Genomic DNA, 23,744 nt, shown 5'->3' with positions numbered 1-23,744 from the left:
CGCCCCCATCGTAGGAATCGAAGTCAGATACGGTGCTCTTACGAGACAAGGGGATAAATCGTACGAAGATGAAGATTAGTCCTACATAACCCTCGGAAAGTAATCCGTAGTCTGGCGGCCGCTTCAGTTCCGGCTCGCAACTTGTTTTGAGTCGGACGCTCGTTCCTCACGGAATGTAATCGAGTAGGACTCAACCATGTCGCCCAAATTGCACACCCCGTTTCAAAAAACCTCGATCAGCTTGGGAATCCTGACCCTGCTGCCTCTATTGATGAGTTCACCGCTGACCCAGGCAGCTGTTGTACCAGCGGGTACCACGCTTCCCATTGACGGCACGACGCCATTGCAAGCCTGGCAACTTCAAAACAACGCCATCCTGAATGCTACCAATGCCACGACACTGGCAATGACCAGTTCTGCCGGTGGCTTGATCAATCTGACCGGCTCCAATGTCAGCGCCGCAGCAGGCTCGGGGATTTTTCTGACTAACGCCAGTGCAACCCTGGACAACTCAACGGTTAACAGCGCCGCTGGCACCGGCATCTCGGCAGTACGCAATCCCGCCAGCGTAGGTGGTTCAAGCGTGTCGCTGCGTAATGGTTCTGTCGTTCGAGGCTTGACGGGCGGCATTGCGGGCAACCGATTCAGCGTCATCAGTCTGCAAAATTCCACTGCCGAAGGCACTGGCGCCAACAGCTTCGGGATCAGGATGCTGGAAGGTTCACTGTCGGCCACCGGCAGTACGATCACTGGCGGTCTTAACGGCGTGACGGTGGGTACTGACACTCAGGTAACTGCCGTTATCCCGACCAAAATAGTCCTGGATGGCACTCGTGTTGAAGGCCAGACCGGCTCGGCACTGGTGGTCGGCATCAACGCGCCGAATTTCCCGACAGTGGCAGACATCGAAGTGCGCAACCGTTCGACGTTGGTCGCCGGGAACAACACATTGCTTGAAGTCCGGCAAGGTGCTTCGGCCGGATTCCTCGTCGACAACAGTGATTTGACCGGCAACGTCACGGTGGTTTCGGGCAGTTCCGCGAATGTCACGTTGCAGAACAATGCGTCGCTGACCGGTGATCTGCAAAACGTCACGACCGCGGTGTTGAACAATCAGGCGCGCATGACCGGCAATGTGTTCGGTGCTTCGAGCGTGGCGCTCGACAACGGCTCGACCCTGACCGGCAATCTGGACAACGTCGCCACGGTGACGATCAACAATCAGAGCGTCATGAACGGTGACGTCAACGCTTCTGCCAATAGTGCTTCGAGTCTGACGCTGAACAACGCTGCCACGCTCACCGGCCAGGTGAACAATGTCGCCAATTTTGCGATCAACAATCAAGCGCTATGGCAGATGACTGGCAGCCAATCGGTGAACAATCTGTCACTGGGCAATGGCGGCACGGTAGGTTTTGGCACTCCTCGGCAATACTTTCGATTGAACGTCGCCAACCTTTCGGGCAACGGTACGTTCCGGATGGGCACTGATTTCAATCAGGGCCTCAGCGATCTGCTCAATGTCACGAGCAGTGCTTCCGGCAACCATCAGTTGCTGGTCACCAGTTCCGGTCTTGATCCGGTCAATGACTCGTCAATCAAAGTGGTGCAAAGCGTTGCGTCAGGTGCGCAGTACGGCCTGGTGAACAACCATGTCGATGTAGGCGCATACACTTATCGACTGGTCAAGGAGGGGGATGACTGGTTCCTGCAACCGGACAAGACGGTTGTCAGCACACCGACTCGCGCAGCATTGGCCATTGCCGGTACAACCCCGACAGTGAGCTACGGCGAAATGGTTCTGTTGAACAATCGCATGGGTGATTTGCGGGTAATTGGCGGGCAAACGGGTGGCTGGATCCGCTCTTTCGGCAGCCGGTATAGCATCAGCAACAACGCGTACGGCAACGGTTACAGCCAACGGCAGTATGGTGTGTCGATGGGCGTCGACACCCCGGTCCAGATTGCGGGCGAGCGTGTACTGGTCGGTGTGTTTGCCGGTATCAGCAACTCCGATCTGGACTTGAGTCGTGGCAGCTCCGGGAAAATCGGCAGCACCTCATTCGGTCTCTACGGCACTTGGCTGGGTGACAGGGGGTACTATCTGGACACGGTGGCCAAGCTCAATCACTTTCGCAACAAGGCCGACGTGATGCTGAGTGATAACACTAAAGCGAAAGGCAGCTACAACAACCTGGGCGCCAGTGCGTCGGTGGAATTGGGCAAACATATTGATTTCGCGGATGGCTATTACATCGAACCGTTCACTCAATGGCAGGCGGCGTCGGCTCAAGGCAAGGGCTTCCGTCTGGACAATGATCTGCGTGTTGACGCCGATACCACGCGTTCAATGCTGGGCAAGGCGGGCGTGACCGTAGGGCGCGGGTTGAAACTGGCGGATGGCAGCATCCTGCAACCCCACGTGCGGGTGGCTGCCGTTCATGAGTTCGTCAAAACCAACGAAGTGCGGGTCAACGACAACAAGTTCAACAATGATCTTTCCGGCACGCGCTTCGAAGTGGCTGCCGGCGCATCCTGGACCCTGAATGACCGCTGGCAGCTGCACGGGGAACTGGACACCAGCAAGGGCGACAACGTCACCAAGGACTTCGGCGTGAACATGGGGGCGCATTACAAGTTCTGAGGGAACGGAAACAGAAAAGGGAAGCGTTGGCTTCCCTTTTTTGTGCCTGGGGCTGCATCACTTCAAGACTTGAAAATCTCCCTTCAACTGGAAGGTAGTGCCATCGGCGTTCTCAAGCGTCACATTGAAAGCGGCCGCGACATTCTTTTGATCGCTCGCAGGTTTGATCTCGATGTCACCTGAAATGCCTTCACTGATCGCAGTGCCGTCTTTATAGCTGACGGCTACGTCAGAGCTGCTGGTCAAGGCATGTTTCCCGATCGGGAAACCTTTGGGGACGATCAGGGTAAGTTCGCGCGCCGCGTAGGTTTTGGCTTTCGTTGCCGAAGGTGGCCGATCGATGGCGGTGATCTGTACCGCGTCGATTTTGTCAGGGCCGACCTTCAGGTTGTCAATCAGGCGGGAAGAGGCAATGAAGTCCGCGACAGCGTCTCCACTGTTGGCGAAGACTTTTGCGGTCACAAAATTACCTGGGGCAAAACTTATCTGTCTGATCACAGCGTTCATGAATTGGATCTCCGTTCACTTTGGGGAAGTATCCAAAGGCCATTAGGCCCTAACTCTGGATGCATCATAAAAGCGCGATTCAGGCGAGCTGTATACTGTCAGACTTGACAGGTTACAGCCCTTGAAGTCTGTGAGCGGATAGCCACTGACGCCAGCTATCAGCCAAACAATCCGGCAGCAATGTTGATCGAGAAACCCAGAATCGCCGTATTGAACACGAACCCGATCAACGACTGCGCCAGCACGATCTTGCGGATCTCCCGCGTGGCCACGCCAACATCTGCGGTCTGTACGGCAACGCCGATGGTGAACGAGAAGTACAGAAAGTCCCAGTAGTTGGGCGTGGTCAGCCCTTCGGCAAAGCGCAGCGCTGGCTCCTTGCCGTCCCAGGTGTAAAACAGGCGCGCGTAGTGGACGCAGAAGATTACCCCGATCAACAACCATGAACCGATGACGGTCGCGGCGGTAAAACCATAGTGAATGAGCTTGCTGGTGGTTTCCAGATCCTTGCTGCCGGCCAGTTCGACAGTGATGGTGGCGAGGCTGGCCAGTGCTGCGATGCACACGACAAACAGCACCAGCCCGGCGTTTTCGTCTTCGATTTCAGCGATGCGCTTGACGTCCGGGGCCTTGGCCCGAGTGGCCAGCCAGAACATCAGGACCAGGTAGGTCCAGACGCCGGCGTTCCAGCCGATGAGGATTTTGCTGACGACGGAATGGGCCGGGACGAGCAGGGCGGTGGCCAGGCCGAGCAGGGCGGCGGCGGACAGGCGCGGGTGGGTACGGGCGAGGAAACGCATGGGGACTCACAGTGAAGGACAATCACTGCACCTTAGCGCACGCGAACATGCTTTTGTAGGAGCTGCCGCAGGCTCGGGCCGCGTTCGGACGATCTTTTATAAGATCAAAAGATCGCAGCCTGCGGCAGCTCCTACATTGGGTTCATCGACATCATTGAGATTGGGTGAAGCGCTGTACGAGCTTCATCACCACCACAAAGAACACCGGCACAAAGATCACCGCCAGCGTCGCGGTGATCATCCCGCCGATCACCCCGGTGCCAATCGCCTGCTGACTCGCCGAGCTTGCTCCTGTGGCGATGGCCAAGGGCACCACGCCGAGGATGAACGCCAGCGAAGTCATGACAATCGGCCGCAGACGCAGGCGCGCTGCCTGCAACGTCGCATCGATCAGGTCATGGCCTTCGTCATACAGGCTCTTGGCGAACTCGATGATCAGGATCGCGTTCTTCGCCGACAGGCCAATGATGGTGATCAGCCCGACCTTGAAGAACACGTCGTTGGGCATACCGCGCAGGGTCACCGCCAATACCGCGCCGAGTACCCCGAGTGGCACCACCAGCAGCACGGAAGTCGGAATCGACCAGCTTTCGTACAACGCCGCCAGACACAGGAACACGATCAGCAGCGACAGACCGAGCAAAATCGGCGCCTGACTGCCGGACAGGCGTTCCTGCAATGACAGCCCGGTCCATTCCTGACCCAGGCCTTTCGGCCCCTGCGCCACCAGCCGTTCGATTTCCGCCATGGCTTCGCCGGTGCTGTGGCCGGGTTTCGGTTCGCCGGAAATCGAGATCGCCGGGTAACCGTTGTAGCGAGTCAGCTGCGCCGGGCCCTGAGTCCAGGTGGCCCGGACGAATGCCGACAGCGGCACCATTTTTCCGGCGTCGTTCCGCACGTGCATTTTCAGCAAGTCATCGACCTGACTGCGACGATCACCTTCGGCCTGCACAACAACGCGTTGCATTCGTCCCTGATTGGGGAAGTCGTTGACGTATGAAGAACCGATGGCGGTGGACAGTACGCTGCCGATGTCAGCGAACGACACCCCCAGGGCGTTGGCCTGTTTACGGTCGACTTCCAGCTGCACTTGCGGTGCTTCGGCCAGCGCGCTTTCGCGCACGTTCATCAGCACCGGGCTTTTTTCCGCCGCCGCAAGCAACTCGGTACGCGCCTGCATCAACGTGGCGTGGCCGAGGCCGCCGCGGTCCTGCAGACGGAACTCGAAGCCACTCGATGTGCCAAGACCGTCCACCGGTGGTGGCAGCACGGCGAATGCCACGGCGTCCTTGATCTGGCTCAGGGCGATGTTGGCGCGGTCGGCAATCGAGCTGGCCGAGTCGTCGCTGCTGCGATGCGACCAGTCCTTGAGTGTGGTGAAAGCCAGTGCGGCGTTCTGCCCGCTGCCTGAGAAGCTGAAGCCGAGAATCACCGTGCTGTCGCCCACTCCCGGTTCGCTGGCGTTATGCGCTTCGATCTGCTCGACCACCTGCACCGTACGATTCTTGCTCGCGCCCGGCGGCAATTGAATGTCGGTGATGGTGTAACCCTGATCTTCCACCGGCAGGAACGAGGAGGGCAGGCGTGCAAAGCACAGGCCCAAACCCACCAGCAGCACGCCGTAGATCAGCAGATAGCGCCCGGTACGTTTCAATGCATAGCCGACCCAGCCTTCGTAGCGATCCGTCAGGTTTTCGAAGCGACGGTTGAACCAGCCAAAGAATCCGGTCTTCTCATGATGCTCACCCTTGGCGATCGGCTTGAGCAGCGTTGCGCACAGTGCCGGAGTCAGGGTCAGCGCAAGGAATGCCGAGAACAGGATCGAAGTGGCCATCGACAGCGAGAACTGTTGGTAGATCACCCCGACCGAGCCTTGCATGAACGCCATCGGGATAAACACCGCCACCAGCACCAGGGTGATGCCGATGATTGCTCCGGTGATTTGCTGCATCGCCTTGCGCGTCGCTTCCTTGGGCGACAGACCCTCGGTGGCCATGATCCGTTCGACGTTCTCCACCACGACGATGGCGTCATCCACCAGAATACCGATGGCCAGCACCATGCCGAACATGGTCAGCACGTTGATCGAGAACCCCAGCGCCAGCATGGTGGCGAAGGTGCCCATCAGCGCGACCGGAACCACCAGCGTCGGGATCAGCGTATAGCGGATGTTCTGCAGAAACAGGAACATCACCGCAAACACCAGCAGCATCGCTTCGCCGAGGGTGTACACGACCTTGGTGATCGAGACCTTCACGAATGGCGAGGTGTCGTAGGGAATCTTGTATTCGACGCCGGCCGGGAAGTAGCGCGACAGCTCGTCCATCTTCGCCCGGATCAATGTGGCGGTCGCCAGGGCATTGGCCCCTGGCGCCAGTTGCACGCCCACAGCGGTCGACGGTTTGCCGTTCAAACGGGTGCCGAACTGGTATTCCTGGCTGCCGATTTCGACCCGCGCAACATCCTTTATGCGCACCGAGGAACCGTCAGGATTGGCCTTGAGCACGATGTCGGCGAATTCTTCCGGGGTCGACAGTTGTCCCTTGACCAGAATCGTCGCAGTGATTTCCTGTCTGGACGGATTCGGCAAATCGCCGATGCTGCCGGCAGAGACCTGAGCGTTTTGCGCGACGATGGCGGCGTTGACGTCCGCCGGGGTCAGGTTGAAGCCGATCAGCTTCTGCGGATCGATCCAGATCCGCATCGCCCGTTCGGCGCCATACAGCTGCGCCTTGCCGACACCGTCGATGCGCTTGATCTCGTTCATTACGTTGCGCGCCAGATAATCACTGAGCGCCACGTCATCGAGTTTGCCGTCGCTGGAGGTCAGGGTGATCAGCAACAGGAAACCGGCGGAGACTTTCTCCACCTGCAAACCTTGCTGGTTGACCGCTTGCGGCAGGCGCGACTCGACCACCTTGAGGCGGTTCTGCACGTCGACCTGTGCCAGCTCCGGGTTGGTGCCCGGCTGAAAGGTGGCCTTGATCGTCGCGCTGCCGAGGCTGCTCTGCGATTCGAAATACAGCAAGTGATCGGCGCCGTTGAGCTCTTCCTCGATCAGGCTGACCACGCTTTCATCGATGGTCTGCGCCGAGGCGCCGGGGTAAACGGCGTAGATTTCGATCTGCGGCGGCGCGACGTCTGGGTACTGCGCCACCGGCAATTGCGGGATGGCCAGCGCTCCGGCCAACAGGATGAACAAGGCGACAACCCAGGCGAACACCGGGCGATCAATAAAGAACTGTGGCATGGAAAAGCGTCCTGCTTACTGACCAGAGGTCTGGGCAAGTGGAAGAGGGGTGTCGTCGATCTGCACGGTTTCGCCGGGACGGGCGTGCTGCAGGCCTTCGATGACAACGCGGTCGCCGGGCTTGAGGCCGCCGGTGACGATCCAGCGATCGTTCTGCACCGCGCCCAATTGCACCGGCTGCAGGGCCACACGCATTTGCTCGTCGACGGTCAGCACTTGCGCAATACCGGCGCTGTCACGCTGCACCGCGCGTTGCGGCACGGTGATGCCATGCTGGATGACCGCTTGCTCGAGGCGTACACGGATGAAGCTGCCCGGCAGCAGGTCGAGGTCCGGATTGGGAAACTCGCTGCGCAGAATGATCTGGCCGGTGCCCGGGTCGACGGTGATGTCGCTGAACAGCAATTTGCCCGGCAGTGGGTAAAGGCTGCCGTCATCCTGAATCAATGTGGCCTTGACCTGGTCCTGACCGACTTCCTGCAGTTGCCCGGAACGGAAGGCGCGACGCAGTTCGTTCAGTTCACGGGTCGATTGGGTAAGGTCGGCGTGAATAGGGTTGAGCTGCTGAATCAGCGCCAGCGGCGTGGTTTCGTTCTGCCCGACCAGCGCGCCTTCGGTGACCAATGCACGCCCGATGCGTCCGGAAATCGGCGCGGTAACGGTGGCGTAACCGAGATTCAGTTTCGCTCGTTCGACTGCGGCCTTGTTCGCCGCCACGTCGGCGGCGGTTTGCCGGGCGTTGGCGCGGGCATTGTCGTAGTCCTGGCCGCTGATGGCCTGGTCATCGATCAACTGCGCGTAACGCTGCTCCTGCAACTTCGCCTGGAACGCGTTGGCCTCGGCCTTGCGCAGCGCAGCTTCGGCGCTGTCCAGGTCAGCCTTGAACGGTGCCGGGTCGATGCGGAACAGCACGTCGCCCTTTTTCACGTCGCTGCCTTCGCGATAAGTGCGTTGCAGCACCACACCGGCCACCCGCGCACGCACTTCGGCAATGCGTGGCGCGGCGATGCGTCCGCTCAGTTCGCTGCTGATGGTCAGGGGGCGGGCTTCGAGGGTTTCGACGCGCACGGTGGCCGGCGGTGCTTCCTCTTCTGCTTTCGAGGACGAATCACAGGCACTCAACGACAGTGTGATCGCGATCAGGCCGAGCCCGGCCAGCAGATGTTTCGACATGTACTACCCCCAATATTGAAGCCCGCATCCTACGGCCAGACGCCGAGGGTAGCGGTGAAGCTTTGTAGGCGCTGTGTGAAATTGTGTAAGGGTTTTACTCAGGGACGGGTGAGGGCGTATATCCTTTACGCCTTGAATTCTTTTGTGACGGTTAGAGCGCTTTCGCGAGCAAGCCCGCTCCCACAGTAGTTTTGTGATCGACGCAACACTACTGTGGGAGCGGGCTTGCTCGCGAAGAGGGCCTGACATCCACCACAGCAATATCTGGAACACCCCCATGCCCAACATCCTCCTGGTCGAAGACGACACCGCCCTCGCCGAACTGATTTCCAGCTACCTGGAGCGCAACGGCTATTCCGTCAGCGTCATCGGGCGTGGCGACCATGTGCGTGAACGGGCGCGGATCAATCCGCCGGACCTGGTGATCCTCGACCTGATGCTGCCCGGCCTCGACGGTCTGCAGGTCTGCCGTCTGCTGCGCGCGGATTCGGCGACGCTGCCGATCCTGATGCTCACCGCCCGTGACGACAGCCACGATCAGGTGCTGGGCCTGGAAATGGGTGCCGACGATTACGTCACCAAACCCTGCGAGCCACGGGTGCTGCTGGCGCGGGTGCGGACCTTGCTCCGGCGCAGCAGCCTCGGCGAACCGCTGACCGTCAGTGACCGCATCGTCATGGGCAATCTGTGCATCGACCTGTCGGAGCGCACCGTGACCTGGCGCGAGCAACCGGTGGAGCTGTCCAGCGGTGAATACAATTTGCTGGTGGTGCTGGCGCGGCACGCCGGTGAAGTGCTGAGCCGCGATCAGATCCTGCAGCGCCTGCGCGGCATCGAGTTCAACGGCACCGACCGTTCGGTGGACGTGGCGATCTCCAAGTTGCGGCGCAAGTTCGACGATCACGCCGGCGAGGCGCGCAAGATCAAAACGGTGTGGGGCAAGGGATACCTGTTCAGCCGCTCCGAGTGGGAATGCTGAGCTGATGTTCAGAATCCTGTTTCGCCTGTATCTGGTGACGATCGTCTCCTACAGCGCGGCGATCTATCTGGTGCCGGACCTGGTAATCATGGCGTTCCGCGAGCGCTTCATCACCTATAACCTCGATTATTCCCGTGGCCTGCAATCGCTGATCACCCGGCAGTTTCACGCGGTGCCGCATGATCAATGGCCGACACTGGCGCAGTCGATGGACAAGGACTTCCAGCCGCTGCACATCGTCCTGGCGCGCATCGACAGTGCCGAATTCACCGCCGCCGAACAGGCGCGTTTGCGCCGTGGCGAGAACGTGGTGCGCATTGGCGACTGGGGCTGGCGCACTTTGGCGGTGACACCGCTGAACGATGACGTCGCGGTACAGATGGTGGTGCCGCCGGACCCGATGGACGTCAATCTGTTGTACTGGAGCATCAACGTGCTGATCGGTGCGAGCATGCTCGCCTGCCTGCTGCTGTGGATCCGCCCGCACTGGCGCGATCTGGAACGCCTCAAAGGCACCGCGGAGCGTTTCGGCAAGGGCCATTTGAACGAGCGCACGCAAATCCCGGCCAGCTCCAGCATCGGCAGTCTGGCCAATGTTTTCGATGCGATGGCTGGCGACATCGAGAACCTGCTCAACCAGCAGCGCGACCTGCTCAACGCGGTGTCCCACGAATTGCGTACGCCGCTGACGCGTCTGGATTTCGGCCTGGCCCTGGCGCTGTCCGATGATCTGCCACCGGCCAGTCGCGAGCGCTTGCAAGGCTTGGTCGCGCACATTCGCGAACTGGACGAGTTGGTGCTGGAGTTGTTGTCCTACAGCCGCCTGCAGAACCCGGCGCAGTTGCCGGAGCAGGTCGAGGTGTCGCTGGACGAATTCATCGACAGCATTCTGGGCAGCGTCGATGAAGAACTCGATTCGCCGGACATCGTCATCGATGTGTTGCTGCACGGTCAGCTCGAACGTTTTGCACTGGACCCGCGCCTGACCGCCCGAGCGATCCAGAACCTGTTGCGCAATGCCATGCGCTATTGCGAAAAGCGCATTCAGATTGGCGTACAGGTCAGCCCCGATGGTTGCGCGATCTGGGTCGACGACGATGGCATCGGCATCCCGGATGACGAGCGCGAGCGGATTTTCGAGCCGTTCTATCGCCTCGACCGCAGCCGCGACCGTGCTACCGGTGGCTTTGGCCTGGGCCTGGCGATCAGCCGCCGGGCGCTGGAGGCGCAGGGCGGGACGCTGACTGTGGAGTCTTCGCCATTGGGTGGGGCGCGGTTCAGGTTGTGGTTGCCAACCCCTGCCTGACCCAAAACCTGTAGGAGCTGCGGCACGCTGCGATCTTTTGATCTTGTTTTTTAAAATCAAAGTCAAAAGATCGCAGCGTGCCGCAGCTCCTACAGGGGTTCAGAGCAACTGGTTTGACTGGATCAGGCCGACCCCGGCCGTTTGCATCCGCGCCGTCGCCGTCGCCAGAGATCCATCCCGGTCAATGGCGCGACAGGCATCCAGCACCACAAACGTATTGAACCCCGCCGCGCGCGCATCCAGTGCGGAAAACATTACGCAGAAATCCAGCGCCAGGCCGACCATGTGCACCGTGTCGATCCCGCGCTCTTTCAGGTAACCGCTCAACCCGGTGGTGGTGCGGCGGTCGGCTTCGAGAAACGCCGAGTAACTGTCGATCTGCGGATTGCAGCCCTTGCGGATGATCAGTTGCGCGTGCGGCAGCGTCAGATCCGGGTGGAATTCGGCGCCAACCGTGCCTTGCACACAGTGCTGCGGCCAGAGCACCTGCTCGCCGTAGGGCAACTGAATCACCTCATACGGCTGGCGTCCCGGATGGCTAGCGGCAAACGACGCATGGCCGGCGGGGTGCCAGTCCTGAGCAATCACCACTTGATTGAACAGGCCGCCGAGGCGATTGATCAACGGCACGATCAGATCGCCTTCGGGCACCGCCAACTGGCCGCCGGGGATAAAGTCGTTCTGCACGTCAATGACCAGCAGGGCAGTGCGCGGGGAAATCTGCATCGGTGTGTCCTCCTTGGATAATCACCCGCTCAGCATAGGGCCTGCGGGGTTCAGGCGCGCAATTTGTCGATCAAGTGTCTGGCCAGGTCTTCCAGGGCCGGCGCCGGGTTGTGCCCGATCAGCATCCAGGCATGTTCACCTTCGGTCCAGTACACCACGTTCATCTCGTGTCGGCGTTCGTGAGCCAATGGCCGGCTGCCGCGGTTGGAGCGGGTGACGCACAGGGCCAGCGGCCCGTGTTTCGCATCGAGATAGGTCAGCTGCGCAATCGGCACGCCGTCGTACTCGAGCATTTGCGCGCGTTTGAATTCGGCGCCCGGCAATTTCACCAGCGCAGGCGACAGGTTAAGCCCCAGGCGCACATCCACCGTACGCAGTTGCGCACGTTGACTGGCTTCGTCATTTGGCAGGTGATCGAGGGTCTGCGGCACATAGAGCGCCATGTAGTCGCCCACCAGCGCTCGCCAGTCATGCGCTTGCTGCGTTTGCCAGGCGAGGAACAGGCGGTCGGCCAACACGCCGCCGGCCAGCAGACCTGCGGCGGCTGCGCCGATAAACCAGCGTCGGCTCAGGCCGGGGCGCTCGGGTGCGGCGATGGCATCGAGGCGGGCCTGCAAACGCTCCAGCGGCGCCTGTTGCGCCAGTTCGTCATAAGCTTGCTTGTACGGCAGGCTGCTGCGGTCGAGCCATTGCACGCGCAGACTGAGCAGCGGGTCGTCGCCGATCGCGTTGTCGAGCTGGTCGCGATAGGCCGGATCCAGCTCGCCATCGAGGTAGGCCGTCAGTTGTTCGTCGGAGGGTTTGTTCATGGTTGGTCACCTCCGGTGGATTTCGGCACGGCTTGCAGGGGCGGATATTCCGCAAGTTTCAGGCGCGCGGTGGCCAGGCGGCTCATCACCGTGCCGATTGGCACTTGCAGGATTTCGGCGACTTCGCGGTAGGACAAGCCTTCGACATACGCCAGGTACACGGTTTCGCGCTGGGCTTCGGGCAAGGCATCGACCCGGCGAATCACCTGCGCGGCCATGACATGCGTTTGCGCGGCGTATTCGCCATCGAACGCCAATTGGCTGTCGGCATCGACCTGACCGGCGCCCTGACGAACCCGGCGCGCGCGCACTTCGTTGAGCCAGATCGAATGCAGAATGCTCAGCAGCCAGCGGTCCATGCGCGTGCCGGCCACGTATTGACCGGCACGCTCCAGCGCCCGCACACAGGTGGCCTGCACCAGATCCTCGGCCACGTGCCGATTGCGCGACAGCAGCAGGCCGTAACGCCACAAGCGCGCCAGATGCTGTCCGAGTTCTGCTCTGAATGCCTGATCGCTGACGATGATGGCGTTCCCTTATCCGTTTCAGGTTTTCGATGAATCGTTGATGGCTTCTGCCAGGTCCTGATATTCCTCGCAGGACGTGCCACAAATCGACTGGATCTGTTGCAACTGTTGCTGCGCCAGGTCGACGCGGCCTTTGATCACATAGGCCTCGCCGAGGTATTCACGCACTTGTGCGTACTGCGGATCGAGTTTCACCGATTGCAGGTAATAGCCGATGCCTTCGTCGGTGCGCCCCAGTTTGCGCGTGGCGTAACCGCGATAGTTGAGCGCCTTGGCGGTGTTCGGTTGTTGCAAGGTGTCGAGCAGGGCCAGGGCTTCTTCGTATCGACCGTCCTTGGCCAGTCGGTAGGCGTAGTCGGTGCGATCGGCATCCGGCACGGCGCTGCTGGTCTGCAGCACGCATTTGCGCGATTTGGTATCCCAGACCTGGCCTTTCGGGCAGTTGGGTTTCTGTACCGGTGCGCTTTCGTCACCGCTGGCAAACGCCAGCGACGCAGACAGTGCGCTCACCAGCAGCAACGGGGCGGCGAACATAACGGAACGGATAGTCATGGGCAAGGCTCCACAGTGGGTCATGTTTGCTATCGAACACTCGGGCAGCGGATTTTATTCATTGCTTTGTCAGGCTCTGTTCAAGGTAGGCGCAAATCGCGGGGTTATCCTCGGCAACGCCTGCCGTCCATCCAGCGCCCGGCCATGCCGCCGCGCTGATACACGAGGAACTGCCATGAACGATCAGCTCCATCATTCCACTGCCGGCTACAAGACCGCCGCCGATACCTACGTCAAAGGCCGCCCCGACTATCCGCCGCAGGTCAGCCAGTGGCTGACGCAAACCCTGGGCCTGGACAGTCACAAAACGGTGATCGATCTGGGTGCCGGCACTGGCAAGTTCACCGGGCGCCTGGTGTCGACTGACGCGCAGGTGATCGCGGTCGAGCCGGTGGCGCAGATGCTGGAAAAGTTGTCTGCCGCCTGGCCGCAAGTGCTGGCCGTCAGCGGCACCGCGAGCGATCTGCCGTTGCCCGACTCGTCGGTGGATGTGGTGGTCTGCGCCCAGGCGTTTCACTGGTTCGCTACCACTCATACGCTGGACGAAATCGCCCGGGTACTCAAGCCCGGTGGCAAGCTCGGCTTGATCTGGAACCTGCGCGACACGCAGGTCAGCTGGGTGCCGAAACTCGACGCCATCGTCAATGCGCTGGAGGGCGATACACCGCGTTATTACACCGGCCAATGGCGCGAGGCATTTCCGCATCCGGCGTTCGGGGCGCTGCAGTTGCAGCAGTTTCACCATGGCCACACCGGCTCGCCGGAAGACGTGATTTTCAACCGCGTGCGCTCCACCAGTTTCATCGCCGCCTTGCCCCAGGCGCAGCGCGACAAGGTCGATGAGCAGATCCGCGCGCTGATCGCCTCGGAACCGGCGTTGCGTGGGAGGCATGTGGTTACGGTGCCTTATGAGACGGCGGCGTATGTGGCGGTGAAGGGCGGTTAGATCGGCGTCGATCTTTTTCGCGAGCAAGCCCGCTCCCACAGGGAAACAGAGTGCTCACATAGTTTGTGATCGACACAAGACCTGTGGGAGCGGGCTTGCTCGCGAAGAGGCCCGTACTGACCTCCAATTTCTTGCGCCAGTCTCGCATTTGGCCGAACCGCCGTCGTGATGCCTTGTTATAGTTCGGGCCTCATTTTCTGCCCGGTAAAGGATCACTGCCATGTCTCAATACACCGCCTTCAGCGTCGAACTGGCCGATAACATCGCCCATGTGCAGATCAATCGTCCGGAAAAGATCAACTCGATGAACGCCGCGTTCTGGAGCGAGATCGTCGAGATTTTCCAGTGGATCGATGACACCGACGAAGTGCGGGCGGTAGTGCTCAGCGGCAACGGCAAACACTTTTCCTCCGGCATCGACCTGATGATGCTGGCCGGCGTCGCCAATGAACTGGGCAAGGACGTTGGCCGTAATGCGCGCCTGTTGCGGCGCAAGATTCTCACCCTGCAAGCCTCGTTCAATGCCGTCGACAACTGCCGCAAACCGGTGCTGGCGGCGATTCAGGGCTACTGCCTGGGCGGCGCGATCGATCTGATCGCTGCCTGCGACATGCGCTATGCCGCCGAAGACGCGCAATTCTCGATCAAGGAAATCGACATCGGCATGGCTGCCGACGTGGGCACCTTGCAACGGTTGCCACGAATCATCGGCGACGGCATGCTGCGTGAACTGGCGTACACCGGTCGCACCTTTGGCGCCGAGGAGGCGCGCAGCATCGGTCTGGTCAATCGGGTTTACGCCGACAAGGACCTGCTGCTCGAAGGCGTGATGGAGATTGCCCGCGATATCGCCAGCAAGTCGCCGATTGCGGTCACCGGCACCAAGGAAATGATCAGCTACATGCGCGACCATCGCATCGACGACGGTCTCGAATACGTTGCCACCTGGAACGCCGCCATGTTGCAATCCACTGACTTGCGCGTGGCCATGGCCGCCCATATGAGTAAACAGAAACCCGAATTTCTGGATTGAGAAACCATGACAGCTCGCTGGACCACTGCAGTACTGGACACCGATCAACCCGGCGGCTGGGCCGTGGCGCGCAGCCCCGAAGGCTTTCTGTTCGATGACAACGGCGCGCTGTTCCCGCGCGAATGGCTCAAGCGTCAGGACCTGTCGGTCCTCGCCGAACATGGCATCGGCCATCTCGATGGCGAGCCGGTGTTTCTCCTGGAACTGCACCATTCCAGCGAAGTGCCGGGCTGCAACTGGAAGGGCCTGCGAGCGTTCATGCTCGAAGGTGATCACACCGTCTATAAAGTGCTGGGTTATGCCGCGCAGATCGGCACCTGGGCGCGCGAGCATCGTTTCTGCGGCAACTGCGGGCAAGCAATGACGCAGATACCGCGTGAGCGGGCGATGTATTGCCAGCCGTGCGACCTGCGCAGTTATCCGCGCATTTCCCCGAGCATGATCGTACTGATCACCCGCGGCGACGAGATTCTGCTGGCGCGCTCGCCGCGCTTTGTCACCGGGGTCTACAGCACGCTGGCGGGGTTCGCCGAGCCGGGCGAGTCGGCGGAGGACTGCCTGATTCGCGAAGTGCGCGAGGAAGTCAGCCTCGAAGTGAAGAACATCCAGTACATGGGCAGCCAGTGCTGGCCGTTCCCGCATTCGATGATGCTCGGCTTCCATGCCGAATACGCCGGTGGCGAGATCATCTGTCAGGAAGACGAGATCGAAGACGCCCAATGGTTCAACGTGCACGATTTGCCGCCGTTGCCGGCGTCCAAATCGATTGCCCGTTACCTGATCGACGTCTACGTGGCGCGCCGTTTAGGCCACGCTGAACCAGTGTTGCCAGGCTAGCCGCACGGTCAGCCCCAGCACCACAGTGATGAATACCGGACGAATGAACTTGGCGCCGCCGCTGATCGCGGTGCGCGCCCCGAAGAACGCGCCGACCATCACCGACAGGCCCATGCTCAGGCCGATGATCCAGTCCACTTGCCCGGAAAACACGAACACCGACAGCGCCGCAATGTTGCTGACGAAGTTCATGCTGCGCGCCACGCCACTGGCCTTGACCAGGTCGATCGGGTAGAGCAGCAGGCTGCTGACGGTCCAGAACGCCCCCGTGCCCGGACCGGCCACGCCGTCGTAGAAACCGAGGCTGAAGCCTTGGGTCGATTGCCACTTTTTCTTGATCGGTGCATCGCTGTCCAGCGGTGCCTTCGGTGTGCCGCCGAACAACAGGTACAGGCCGCAGGCGAAGACGATCACCGGCAGCATCTTGTTCAGCCATTCTGCCGGCAGATAGTGGGCGACGATGGCGCCGGTCAGCGCGCCGACCAGCGTGCCGACGATGGCGTGCATCCACTGTTTGGGATGAAACAGCTTGCGCCGGTAAAAGGTGAAACTGGCGGTGGCCGAGCCGAAGGTCGAACTCAGCTTGTTGGTGCCCAGCACCAGATGTGGCGGCAGGCCGGCGGTGAGCAGCGCCGGCGTGGTCAACAGACCGCCACCGCCCGCGATGGCGTCGATGAAACCGGCAATGAAAGCGACAAAGGCCAGAATGGCCAGGGTGGTGAGGTCAACGCTGAGTTCGAAAGGCATGGAATCGGCTTATTCGGCGTGGCGCAGAAGCTGCGGGGGAGGGCCGCCATGTTACTCATTTCCGGGTGTTGCGGCGACCCGTCGGACGCCTTCGCGAGCAAGCCCGCTCCCACAGTTGAAATGCATTAACCCTGTAGGAGCTGCCGCAGGCTGCGATCTTTTGATTTTGTTTTTAAAAGACAAGATCAAAAGATCGCAGCCTGCGGCAGCTCCTACAGGGACATTTGGATCACATATTCCGCATTTTCAAAGGGGTTTAAAGTTACAGACCGAGTTCCGACAGTCCCGGATGATCATCCGGGCGCCGGCCCAGCGGCCAGTGGAACTTGCGTTCGCTTTCCTTGATCGGCATGTCGTTGATGCAGGCATAGCGCTGGAACATCAGGCCGTGCTCATCGAACTCCCAGTTTTCATTGCCGTAGGAACGGAACCAGTTACCCGAATCGTCGCGCCACTCATAGGCGTAGCGCACGGCAATGCGGGTATCGGAGTAGGCCCAGAGTTCCTTGATCAAGCGGTAGTCCAGTTCTTTGGCCCATTTACGGGTCAGGAAGGCTTTGGCCTCTTCGCGGTTATGGGCGAACTCGGCGCGGTTGCGCCATTGGGTGTCGAGGGTATAGGCCAGCGACACCTTTTCCGGATCGCGGGAGTTCCAGCCGTCTTCAGCGAGACGGACTTTTTCAATGGCCGATTCATGGTTGAACGGCGGTAGCGGTGGACGCACTTGGGCAGCAGTCGACATTTTCAGTCTCCCGATCTAATTAACGATTAAACAACGGTCAGGCTTATTTAAGGCGTTACAGGTCCAATAACTTACGCGCCATGCATTGCGCATTATCAGCGGCACTGTGATCACCCATCACAAGCGCTACGGTAATGGCGCCGTCTATCAGGATCAGCAATTGTCTGGCTAGACGTTGCGGATCTTCGGCGCCATGTTCGGTACACAGCTCGCACAGGTAGTCGAGCAGTTTCTGTTTGTGGTCTTTGGCGACCAGACGCACCGGATCTTCAGGATCGCCGGTTTCGCCACTGGTATTGATAAACGCGCAGCCGCGGAAGCCTTCCGAGGCGAACCAGCTCTTGAGCACGGTAAACAGGTTGAGCAGGCGATCAGCCGGGGTTTCGGCCTGATCCACCGCGCTGCGGTACCACTGCATCCAGCGCACATCGCGGCGCTGCAGGGCAGCAACGGTCAATGCCTCCTTGCTGGCGAAGTAGCGGTAAATACTTTTTCTCGAGACGCCGGCGGTCTTCACCAGAAGATCCATGCCGGTGGCAGCGATGCCACTTTTGTAGATCAGTTTTTCGGTGACATCGAGAATGATGTCGCGGGTTTCATTGCTAGTGATTTCGTTCATGTGGCGTACAGTAGAACGGTCGTTCTTCTTGGTCAAGCGTTGATTTTTAAATCGCCTTCGCGAGCAAGCCCGCTCCCACAGTTGAAATGCGCTCCACTGTGGAAGCGAGCAGGCTCGCGATAGCGTCATTACAGACAGTAACAAGACCCGAAGGATGCGATGGTGTAAGCTCTCGGGTCCTTGGATTCGACCCATTGCGAGCCCTATGCCGTTGCTTTTCAAACGCTCTCTGCTGCCCAAACTGCGCAGCTTTCCGCTGACTGCCGAGGCCCTGACCGTGCTGTCCGGCGCCGCCGAGTTCCGTCGTTGCCTGCTGGAGAAAATCGCCGAGGCGAGCCGACGCATCTACATCGTTGCGCTGTATTTGCAGCATGACGAGGCCGGTCAGGAAATCCTTGATGCCTTGCACGCTGCCAAGCTCAAGCGTCCCGAGCTGGAAATCGTCGTGGTGGTCGACTGGCTGCGCGCCCAGCGCGGGCTGATCGGCGCCGGCAAGCAGCCGGGCAACGCCGCGTGGTACCAGGAAATGACCCGCACGCATCAGAGCGAGGTGCCGGTCTATGGCGTGCCGGTGCAGACCCGCGAGCTGTTCGGCGTGCTGCACTTGAAAGGCTTTGTGATCGACGATTGCGTGGTTTATAGCGGTGCGAGCCTGAACAACGTGTACCTGCACAAGTTCGACAAGTACCGTTTCGACCGCTATCACCTGCTGCACAGCCCTGAACTGGCGGATTCGATGCACCATCTGGTCAAGCATGGCCTGATCGAATCCAAGGCCGTGCACCGTCTCGACCTGCCGAACCTGCCAAGCACCCGCAGCCTGCGCAACGACATCGGCGACCTGCGCAGCCGGCTCAAATATGCGGCGTACGACACCAGTGCCGGCAGCACCGCGCACACCGGGCTGTCGGTGAGTCCGCTGCTCGGCGTGGGCAAGAACAACCCGCTGAACCGAGTGATTGTCGAGCTGATCGCCAGCGCGCAACAGCAACTCACCATCTGCACGCCGTACTTCAACCTGCCATTGCCGATCATCCGCGAGGTCAACCGTGCGCTGGCCCGTGGGGTGAAGATCGACATCGTGGTCGGCGACAAGACCGCCAATGATTTCTACATTCCGCCGAGCGAGCCGTTCAAGGTGATTGCGGCACTGCCGTACCTGTACGAAATCAGCCTGCGGCGCTTCGCCAAGCGGCATCAGCGCAACATCGACAGCGGCCAGTTGAACCTGCGCCTGTGGCGTGACGGCGACAACAGCTATCACCTCAAGGGCATGTGGATCGACCAGCGCTATACCCTGCTGACCGGCAACAACCTCAATCCCCGGGCGTTCCGCCTGGATCTGGAAAACGCGCTGCTGATCGACGACCCGCAAGGCGAGTGGCTGCAGCCGCGCGCGCAGGAGCAGGAGGCGATTTTCCGCAACACCACGCGGATTGCCAGTTTCCAGAACCTGCAAACCCTGCCGGAGTACCCGGCGGCGGTGGCGAAGTTTTTGAAGCGGGTGAGCCGGGTGCGGATCGAGCGGTTGCTGTACCGGATTTTGTAACCCTTCAAATCATGCCGTGCGGCTGAAAATGCCTTCGCGAGCAAGCCCGCTCCCACAGTGATTCCGGTCGTTCGCACATATTGTGAACGGCACAGAACCTGTGGGAGCGGGCTTGCTCGCGAAGGGGGCAGCTCTGACACTGCAAGTTTCAGTTCAGCCCCAATCGGCGGCGGTGGCGAAGTTTTTGAAGCGGGTGAGTCGGGTACGGATCGAGCGGTTGCTGTACCGGATTTTGTAACCCTTCAAATCATGCAGTGCGGCTGAAAATGCCTTCGCGAGCAAGCCCGCTCCCACAGTGATTCCGGTCGTTCACACATATTGTGTACGGCACAGAACCTGTGGGAGCGGGCTTGCTCGCGAAGGGGGCAGCTCTGACACTGCAAGTTTCAGTTCAGCCCCAATCGGCGGCGGTGGCGAAGTTTTTGAAGCGGGTGAGCCGGGTGCGGATCGAGCGGTTGCTGTACCGGATTTTGTGAGCCTTCAAATCATGCGGTGCGGCTGAAAATGCTTTCGCGAGCAAGCCCGCTCCCACAGTGATTCCGGTCGTTCACACATATTGTGAATGGCACAGAACCTGTGGGAGCGGGCTTGCTCGCGAAGGGGACAGCTCTGACACTGCAAGTCTCAGTTCAGCCCCAATTTCCCACGCAACGTGGACAAATCCTCCGCCAGGGTATTGACCGGCCCGACCAGCGCCTTGCGGTCGTTATCCTTCACCTTGTCATACGTCTCGAAACCACCGTCCTTGGTCTTGTACTTGGCGAGGATCTTGTCGACGGTGGCGAAGTTCTTGTCGACTTTGGCAACGAACGCCTTGTCCTGTTTCTCGATCTGCGGACGGAACAGGTCGACGATTTTCTTCGCGCCGTCGATATTGCCCTGGAAGTCGTACAGGTCGGTGTGGCTATAGCGGTCTTCTTCGCCGGAGATCTTGGTGGCGGCGACTTCTTCCAGCAACGCGGCGGCGCCGCCGACGACTTTTTCCGGCGGGAAGGTCAGGCCGGCGACGCGGGTCTGCAGGTCTTTCACATCGCTGTTCAGTTTGTCCGCCAGGGCATTCAGGCCTTCGGTGCTTTTCTCCGAGAACAGCGAGTATTCGATGCGGTGAAAACCGGTGAAGTCTTCGGCTTTCACGCCTTTTTCGTGGTCGTCGACGCGCGAGTCGATAGACGCATCGAGGTCACTGAACAGCTCGGCAATCGGCTCGATCGACTCGTAGTAGACCCGGGTCGGGGCGTAGAGCTTTTGCGCGGTGGCCAGGTCACCTTTTTTCACTGCATCGGTGAATTGTCGGGTGTGGCTGCCCAGCTCATCCAGTTGCTCGGTGACGTAGATCTTGTAGTCCGAGACCGGCCCGACCAGATCCAGCGGCGCGGTCGCGGCGAACGCCGACAGCGGGGTGTTGAGCAATCCGAGGGTCAGCAATAACGCGAGTGGCGACTTTTTCATGAAGCGGCTCCGAGGTTTTTTATGGTCAGGCAGTTGTTTTGGGTTGAGTGGCGTTGAGCAGCGAGCGACCGATGAAATCCTTGTCGCCGCTGACACCCGGCAGGGTGAAGAAGTACCCGCCGCCGACCGGCTTGAGGTATTCCTCGAGCGGCTCGCCGTTGAGCCGGGTCTGCACGGTGATAAAGCCTTTTTCCAGGTCCGCCTGGTAGCAGATGAACAGCAGACCCATGTCGAGCTGGCCGTTCTTGTTGACCCCGTTGGAGTAGTTGAACGGCCGGCGCAGGATCAGGTTGGCCTGACTCGCCGCGGTGCGCGGGTTGGCGAGGCGGATGTGCGCGTCGAGCTTGGTCAGCTTGCCTTCCGGGTCCTTGCTGTAATCCGGCACCTCGGTTTCGTGCTGCGCGCCCATCGGTGCGCCGCTGGTCTTGACCCGGCCGATGATGCTTTCCTGTTCCTGCAACGGCGTTCGGTCCCAGCGCTCGACGAAGTTGCGGATGATCCGCACCGCCTGATAACTGCCGTGCGCCGCCCAGGCCGGCTCATCGCTGCCCGGTTGCACCCAGACAATCTTGTCCATGGCCTTGGCGTCGTTGGAATCGGGGTTGGCCGAGCCGTCACGGAAACCGAGGAAGTTGCGCGCGGATTGCGCCGGTACACCCGGTTTGGCCGGAGCTTGTGGCGGCACGCTGCCTTCCTGTTTCCAGCGCACCAGCAGCAGGTCCGGCAGGTTCTTGACGATGTCGCGCAGGGCGTGAATGTTGGTGTCGGCGGTGTTCGAGCAGAACTGCAGGCTCAGGTCGCCGTGGCAGCAATCGGCCTCCAGCGCATCGTTGGGGAAACCGATCATGCGTTGCAGGCGCTTGGGTTTGGCGGCGGCCAGACCAAAGCGCTCATCGAACAGCGACTCGCCGACCGAGACGGTAATAGTCAGATTGTCCGGGGTCACCACCGGGCCGAGGATGCCTGAGTCCGGCGGCGGCAGTTTCGGATCGACCTGCGCCACCGGGCCGCCCTTCATCAGAAAGGCGATGCGCTCGTTGAGCGTGCGGAACAGCCGCTCAAGGTCTTCGCGATCACTGGCCAGCACGTCGAACGCCACCAACATGCCCGAGGCCGGACGCGGCGTGACGATGCCGGTCTGGTGCAGGCCGTGGAAGTCGTGGCGGTCTTCGGTCTTGTCGCTGCTCGGTGCTTCGGTGACCTGCGCCGGGGCCGCGGCCATCGCCGGGCAGCTCAGGGCCGAGCCGGCCAAAGCAACGCCAGCGACACCCATACCCATCAGCAGGCGGCGACGTTGCAGATCGAGGTTTTGCAGTTCTTTCATCGGTATTCGTCTTCTGCTTACAGGCCCGAAAGGCCGAGGGCGGGATCGATGCCATCCAGGGCGGCGGCGAGCGCCTTGGCCTGGTCGGCGATCTGTTTACGTTGTTCAGCACTGAGCGAGTCATACGTGGCGTAGCCGTCCTTGACCTTGAAGCTGTTCAGTACGTTGTCGAAATCGTTCAGCGCGGTATCGATGTGCGGCAGCAGATCCGGTGCCGATTTCGTCAGCATCGGTCGCAGCAACTCGACGACCTTGTGCGCGGTTTGCAGGTTGCCGGCGAAACCGTTGAGGTCGGTGTGGCTGTAGCGTTCTTCTTCACCGCTGGCGGCGCGCACGTCCGCGAGGGTGTTGAGGTTGCGCACCACGATGCTGACCAGTTGCTCCGGCGGCAGGGTCTGCGCCAGCAGTTGCTGTTTGAGCGTGGTGACGTCGGCCAACAGGTGTTCGGCAACCGGGTTCAAGCCATCGAGGCTGCGTTGCTGGAACAGTGCATATTCAATGCGGTGGAAACCGACGAAGGCCGGATCCTGCTCACGCTTTTCGAAATAATCGGCGCGGGCATTGATGCTGTTGTCCAGCTCAGCCAGACGTTGCGCCGCCGGGGCCAGACGTTGGTAAGCGGCACGCGCCGGCAGGTACAGCGCTTGCGCCTGGGTCAGGTCGCCGCTGGCAATCGCTTGATTCAGTGCGGTCACAGTCTTGATCAACGCGCTGCTCTGGCTGGCCAGATACACGCGAAATTCCGAGAGCGGCCCGACGAAGGCGACCATCGACGGCTTGGCTTTGGCGGCAGCATCCGAGGCCGCAGTCGGGGTGACGTGCAGCACGCCGCGCGGGTTGCTCAGCAGGCCGCAAGTGATCGCGTAATCGCCGGGTTGCAGGTTGGCGTTGATCACCTGGCTCAGGCCCGGGGCGATGTTCTCGCGTTCTTCGATTACTAGTACGCCGTCGAGAATTTCCCATTCCACCGCGCGGTCGGAGCGGTTGACGATGCGGAAACTGGCGCGCCCGGCCGGCACCGTCAGCTCGTTCGGATCGCAGCTGTGGGCATTGATGTTGACCACTACTTCGTCATGGTTGTGCTGACGCTTGGCCGCAGCCATTTTCGAGGCGTAGTAGAACAGGCCGCCGGCGGCGATCATCACGACCACCGAGCCGGCCACCGCCCAGCGCAAGGCGCGGGGAGGGGCGGCCTGAGGGGTATTAGGCTTTGACATGGATGCCC

General features: G+C 60.6%; 22 protein-coding genes. 7 read left to right on the top strand and 15 right to left on the bottom strand.

Annotated elements, in window-relative coordinates; all coding sequences use genetic code 11:
- Positions 1-196: 196 nt before the first annotated feature.
- Positions 197-2,644, top strand: a complete 2,448-nt coding sequence (locus ACXR0M_RS16915; protein ID WP_458832943.1) for an autotransporter outer membrane beta-barrel domain-containing protein — start codon at positions 197-199, stop codon at positions 2,642-2,644.
- 57 nt (positions 2,645-2,701) lie between these two features.
- On the opposite strand, the gene ACXR0M_RS16910 is transcribed toward ACXR0M_RS16915, so the two are convergent.
- The 4 genes from ACXR0M_RS16910 to ACXR0M_RS16895 form a co-directional block, all read right to left on the bottom strand.
- Positions 2,702-3,151, bottom strand: coding sequence for a hypothetical protein (locus tag ACXR0M_RS16910; RefSeq protein ID WP_458832942.1), 450 nt, complete (start codon positions 3,149-3,151; stop codon positions 2,702-2,704).
- Positions 3,152-3,309: 158 nt separating this feature from the next.
- The gene (locus ACXR0M_RS16905) at positions 3,310-3,951 is read right to left on the bottom strand and encodes a DUF1345 domain-containing protein (RefSeq protein ID WP_458832941.1); all 642 of its coding nucleotides are present in this window, start codon (positions 3,949-3,951) and stop codon (positions 3,310-3,312) included.
- A gap of 151 nt (positions 3,952-4,102) precedes the next feature.
- A complete protein-coding gene (locus ACXR0M_RS16900) occupies positions 4,103-7,201 on the bottom strand; it encodes a multidrug efflux RND transporter permease subunit (RefSeq protein WP_458832940.1) in 3,099 nt (1,032 codons plus the stop codon).
- Positions 7,202-7,216: 15 nt separating this feature from the next.
- Entirely contained in the window at positions 7,217-8,374 is a 1,158-nt protein-coding gene (locus ACXR0M_RS16895) for an efflux RND transporter periplasmic adaptor subunit (RefSeq protein ID WP_458832939.1), read from the bottom strand.
- 277 nt (positions 8,375-8,651) lie between these two features.
- Here ACXR0M_RS16895 and ACXR0M_RS16890 point away from each other — a divergent pair, with 277 nt between their 5' ends.
- A complete protein-coding gene (locus tag ACXR0M_RS16890) occupies positions 8,652-9,353 on the top strand; it encodes a response regulator (RefSeq protein WP_458832938.1) in 702 nt (233 codons plus the stop codon).
- A gap of 4 nt (positions 9,354-9,357) precedes the next feature.
- Complete coding sequence (locus tag ACXR0M_RS16885) at positions 9,358-10,659, top strand: ATP-binding protein (protein WP_458832937.1); 1,302 nt, start codon at positions 9,358-9,360, stop codon at positions 10,657-10,659.
- 99 nt (positions 10,660-10,758) lie between these two features.
- Here the strand turns inward: ACXR0M_RS16885 and pncA are convergent, their stop codons facing one another.
- The 4 genes from pncA to ACXR0M_RS16865 all read right to left on the bottom strand — a co-directional run bounded on the left by pncA (position 10,759) and on the right by ACXR0M_RS16865 (position 13,273).
- The gene (gene pncA, locus ACXR0M_RS16880) at positions 10,759-11,385 is read right to left on the bottom strand and encodes a bifunctional nicotinamidase/pyrazinamidase (RefSeq protein WP_458832936.1); all 627 of its coding nucleotides are present in this window, start codon (positions 11,383-11,385) and stop codon (positions 10,759-10,761) included.
- Between the two features lie 50 nt (positions 11,386-11,435).
- Entirely contained in the window at positions 11,436-12,194 is a 759-nt protein-coding gene (locus ACXR0M_RS16875) for an anti-sigma factor (protein WP_458832935.1), read from the bottom strand.
- A complete protein-coding gene (locus ACXR0M_RS16870) occupies positions 12,191-12,667 on the bottom strand; it encodes an RNA polymerase sigma factor (protein ID WP_458832934.1) in 477 nt (158 codons plus the stop codon). Before ACXR0M_RS16870 ends, ACXR0M_RS16875 begins: the two co-directional genes overlap by 4 nt.
- Before the next feature lie 72 nt (positions 12,668-12,739).
- A complete protein-coding gene (locus ACXR0M_RS16865) occupies positions 12,740-13,273 on the bottom strand; it encodes a tetratricopeptide repeat protein (RefSeq protein ID WP_458832933.1) in 534 nt (177 codons plus the stop codon).
- A 175-nt stretch (positions 13,274-13,448) separates the two neighbouring features.
- Between ACXR0M_RS16865 and ACXR0M_RS16860 the strand changes: the two genes are divergently transcribed.
- The 3 genes from ACXR0M_RS16860 to nudC all read left to right on the top strand — a co-directional run bounded on the left by ACXR0M_RS16860 (position 13,449) and on the right by nudC (position 16,089).
- Positions 13,449-14,219: a class I SAM-dependent methyltransferase gene (locus tag ACXR0M_RS16860; protein ID WP_458832932.1), complete on the top strand. Its 771-nt coding sequence runs from the start codon at positions 13,449-13,451 to the stop codon at positions 14,217-14,219.
- A 220-nt stretch (positions 14,220-14,439) separates the two neighbouring features.
- Complete coding sequence (locus ACXR0M_RS16855) at positions 14,440-15,252, top strand: crotonase/enoyl-CoA hydratase family protein (protein ID WP_458832931.1); 813 nt, start codon at positions 14,440-14,442, stop codon at positions 15,250-15,252.
- Between the two features lie 6 nt (positions 15,253-15,258).
- Positions 15,259-16,089 carry an NAD(+) diphosphatase gene (gene nudC / locus ACXR0M_RS16850; RefSeq protein WP_458832930.1) on the top strand — a complete coding sequence of 277 codons (831 nt, stop codon included), beginning with the start codon at positions 15,259-15,261 and terminating at the stop codon, positions 16,087-16,089.
- Here the strand turns inward: nudC and ACXR0M_RS16845 are convergent.
- The 3 genes from ACXR0M_RS16845 to ACXR0M_RS16835 all read right to left on the bottom strand — a co-directional run bounded on the left by ACXR0M_RS16845 (position 16,057) and on the right by ACXR0M_RS16835 (position 18,197).
- Positions 16,057-16,836: a TSUP family transporter gene (locus tag ACXR0M_RS16845; RefSeq protein WP_458832929.1), complete on the bottom strand. Its 780-nt coding sequence runs from the start codon at positions 16,834-16,836 to the stop codon at positions 16,057-16,059. The two genes, nudC and ACXR0M_RS16845, sit on opposite strands and share 33 nt — an antisense overlap.
- Positions 16,837-17,098: 262 nt before the next feature.
- Positions 17,099-17,578: a nuclear transport factor 2 family protein gene (locus ACXR0M_RS16840; protein WP_458832928.1), complete on the bottom strand. Its 480-nt coding sequence runs from the start codon at positions 17,576-17,578 to the stop codon at positions 17,099-17,101.
- A 55-nt stretch (positions 17,579-17,633) separates the two neighbouring features.
- Positions 17,634-18,197 (bottom strand): TetR/AcrR family transcriptional regulator, encoded by a 564-nt coding sequence (locus ACXR0M_RS16835; protein WP_458832927.1) that lies wholly within the window; start codon positions 18,195-18,197, stop codon positions 17,634-17,636.
- Positions 18,198-18,402: 205 nt separating this feature from the next.
- Between ACXR0M_RS16835 and pssA the strand changes: the two genes are divergently transcribed.
- Positions 18,403-19,746 carry a CDP-diacylglycerol--serine O-phosphatidyltransferase gene (gene pssA, locus ACXR0M_RS16830; RefSeq protein WP_458832926.1) on the top strand — a complete coding sequence of 448 codons (1,344 nt, stop codon included), beginning with the start codon at positions 18,403-18,405 and terminating at the stop codon, positions 19,744-19,746.
- Positions 19,747-20,137: 391 nt separating this feature from the next.
- Here pssA and ACXR0M_RS16825 read toward each other — a convergent pair whose 3' ends face one another.
- The 4 genes from ACXR0M_RS16825 to efeO (ACXR0M_RS16810) all read right to left on the bottom strand — a co-directional run bounded on the left by ACXR0M_RS16825 (position 20,138) and on the right by efeO (ACXR0M_RS16810) (position 23,736).
- Positions 20,138-20,266, bottom strand: coding sequence for a hypothetical protein (locus ACXR0M_RS16825; protein WP_458832981.1), 129 nt, complete (start codon positions 20,264-20,266; stop codon positions 20,138-20,140).
- A 104-nt stretch (positions 20,267-20,370) separates the two neighbouring features.
- On the bottom strand, positions 20,371-21,195 hold the full coding sequence (efeO, locus tag ACXR0M_RS16820; RefSeq protein WP_458832925.1) for an iron uptake system protein EfeO: 825 nt from the start codon (positions 21,193-21,195) through the stop codon (positions 20,371-20,373).
- A 25-nt stretch (positions 21,196-21,220) separates the two neighbouring features.
- Positions 21,221-22,519 carry an iron uptake transporter deferrochelatase/peroxidase subunit gene (gene efeB, locus ACXR0M_RS16815; protein ID WP_458832924.1) on the bottom strand — a complete coding sequence of 433 codons (1,299 nt, stop codon included), beginning with the start codon at positions 22,517-22,519 and terminating at the stop codon, positions 21,221-21,223.
- Between the two features lie 17 nt (positions 22,520-22,536).
- Positions 22,537-23,736: an iron uptake system protein EfeO gene (gene efeO / locus ACXR0M_RS16810; protein ID WP_458832923.1), complete on the bottom strand. Its 1,200-nt coding sequence runs from the start codon at positions 23,734-23,736 to the stop codon at positions 22,537-22,539.
- Positions 23,737-23,744: the final 8 nt, after the last annotated feature.

It is taken from the genome of Pseudomonas sp. Eth.TT006, assembly GCF_054456575.1.
The sequence above is the reverse complement of the archived record's forward strand: the minus strand, read 5'-3'. Positions and strand labels throughout refer to the sequence as shown.